Origin of the sequence: Piscirickettsia litoralis, assembly GCF_001720395.1 — a bacterium.
GTDB classification, from domain to species: Bacteria; Pseudomonadota; Gammaproteobacteria; order Piscirickettsiales; family Piscirickettsiaceae; genus Piscirickettsia; species Piscirickettsia litoralis.
This window is the reverse complement of the sequence record NZ_MDTU01000001.1, coordinates 147,666-150,002: the sequence shown is the minus strand read 5'-3', so window position 1 is coordinate 150,002 and position 2,337 is coordinate 147,666. Positions and strand designations below refer to the sequence as shown.

General features: G+C 40.1%; 4 protein-coding genes. All 4 read right to left on the bottom strand.

The annotated features are described in order from the left end of the window. Window positions 1-146 precede the first annotated feature (146 nt). Window positions 147-527: a hypothetical protein gene (locus BGC07_RS21360; RefSeq protein WP_235602808.1), complete on the bottom strand. Its 381-nt coding sequence runs from the start codon at window positions 525-527 to the stop codon at window positions 147-149. Beyond that, the gene (locus tag BGC07_RS21355) at window positions 511-696 is read right to left on the bottom strand and encodes a hypothetical protein (RefSeq protein ID WP_235602807.1); all 186 of its coding nucleotides are present in this window, start codon (window positions 694-696) and stop codon (window positions 511-513) included. Before BGC07_RS21355 ends, BGC07_RS21360 begins: the two co-directional genes overlap by 17 nt. 285 nt (window positions 697-981) lie before the next feature. Next, entirely contained in the window at window positions 982-1,854 is an 873-nt protein-coding gene (locus BGC07_RS00690; protein WP_069311569.1) for a hypothetical protein, read from the bottom strand. After that, the coding region (locus BGC07_RS20330) for a hypothetical protein (RefSeq protein ID WP_158006813.1) at window positions 1,805-2,337 on the bottom strand (533 nt) is incomplete at its 5' end. The genes BGC07_RS20330 and BGC07_RS00690, both read right to left, overlap by 50 nt.

The window sequence follows — 2,337 nt, the reverse complement described above, 5'->3', positions numbered from 1 at the left end:
CATTCATTGCAAACATTGCTTTACAGTGTTATTAAAAGAGTTCATAAACTCACGATTTTCTTTAATATAATTATGAGAAACATATAGCCCCATTGGCTTATGAAGCACTTTTATTTCCTCAACCTGGTTCAAAATACCTAAATTTTTTAATGATTTCCTAATAGCAATATTACTGCCCAAAAATAGCATCGACCTTTTTCTGTCCTTAAGTCACTCACCAAATAGTCTACTCTTTCAGGCGGATGATAAGTGGTTTTATAGCCGTTATTTTCTAACCAACGCTGTGAATTAGACTTTTCCCAACTTGAGACCTTAAATTTTTTTGATTCCAAATCTTTTTTAGATATATTTTTAGACTTTAAAGTAAACCAGCTCCAATATTGATCAACAAAACGATAGGTCAATGTGGCGTATTTATCTCTCGCATTGTTATGACTCGCAGCAAAAAAGCCATCTGCATAACCTGATTTTACATAATGCTGCGCTCTTGACCAGGAGACAACTTCAATATCATATGGTTGCTTCATAAGCGAAAAATGTGCATTTAAGAGTTTTAATTGCCGGCCCCGTTAGCTTGCCATCATCAAAATAATGGAATGGAGGCCTATCATCCATAGTCAGCTTAATAGGCACACCATTAGCATGACTTAAACCTGATGTAACAAACAGCAATGTTGCACACAGAAAATACTTCATTTCAAACCAGCTAATAAATTAAGATAATAATTAATATAAATATAGCTATGTTTGTCAGTTGATTCGCCTCTGTACCACAAAGAAAAGCTCTCTAAGTATAACTATTTTGAATTATAAGTGTTTTTTCACGGTCTTATTTCTTATTAGAGTAAGTTACAATCAACCAGAGCTCCTCAGCGCTAATGATCACTTTTAATTACTTCCATAAAGCTAATTATACCGCCTTCGGGTTCATTCACCCACGGCTTTAGCCGTGGTGCTCTGTCTGCGACCACATAGCCAGAACTAATTACCAAGCGAAGGAGCACTTTCACAACCAGGGCCTGTGGGGGAACCTAGGTGATCAAAAAAAGGGGTCGACCCTACTCCGCTTTCATTTCTTGAATCTATTATCTGCCTGATATCCTCATTTTTGATCGAATCTGGAGATATTATACCCTGAGCTAAGCCAGAAGCATGTTGAGCATGCTTTGCAAGAAACTCCCAGTTATCCTGGGTATTTAACTTTTCACGACGCAGTGCCTTTATACCTTGAGTTAATTCAGAGGCGTACTGAGCTTGGCCTGCAAAAAGCCGCCTGTTGTCCGATGTATTTAGCCCTGCTTTTTGTAGAGCACATATACCCAAAGCTAAGTCAGAAGCGTGCTGAGCATACTCTGCAAGAAGCTCTTTGTTGTCCTTAGTATATAACCCCTCCCCTTTTTGAAGTAGAATATCCATACCACCAACTAACTCAGAAGTATGTTGTGGACTCCTTGCAAGAAGCTCCCTGTTGGCCCGTGTATTGTCCCCCATTTCTTCCAGTTTACATATACTCCAAGCTAATTCAGTGGCGTGTTGAGCATGCTCTGCAAGAAACTGTATCTCGACCGGTCTATTTAACCCTTCATCTCGCAGAATACATATACCATCAGCTAACTCAGAAGCATGTTGAGCTTGGCCTACAAGAAGCTCCCAATTATCCTGATCACTTAACCTCCACCTATTGTGCAATGTCTCTATACCTTGAGTTAATTCAGCAGCATGTTGAGCTTGACCTGCAAGAAGCTGCCTGTTGTCCGGTGTATCTAACCTTGCCTTTTTCAGAGCACATATACACTTAACCAAGTCAAAAGCATGTTGAATATGGTCTGCAAGAAGCTGCCAGCTGCCCTGCATATTTACCCCCCCCTCGGATCTGTAGACTTAGAGCGCGATCTAATTCAAAAGCATGTTGGGGTTGGCTTGCAAGAAGCTGCCTAAACATCCTGTTGTCCTGGTCATTTAAACTCGCACCATCCAGCGACATTATAGCAAAAGCTAATCGCTCAGCGTGTTGAGGATGACCTCTAAGAAGCTGCCTGTTTTCCTCAGTATATAACCCACTCGCTACCAGATGATTCATACCCGCAGATAATTCAGAGTCGTCCTCAATGTCGTCTAATTCACGACTGGCTAATGGAAAAGTCTGCTCTTGTTTTCCCTCGAATATGTCAATAAATCTATCTTCATCCGGCGCATCTTCCTTATGCTCTAACGTAAAGGCGCCATCCTCATTAGTCTCCTTGGATTTTTCTTTTAATTGTTTATATTCCTCAAATGTTAGTGGATAATAAGTTTCTTTTCTTGTAATCGGACATTTGTCTAGGTGTTGGAAAGCTT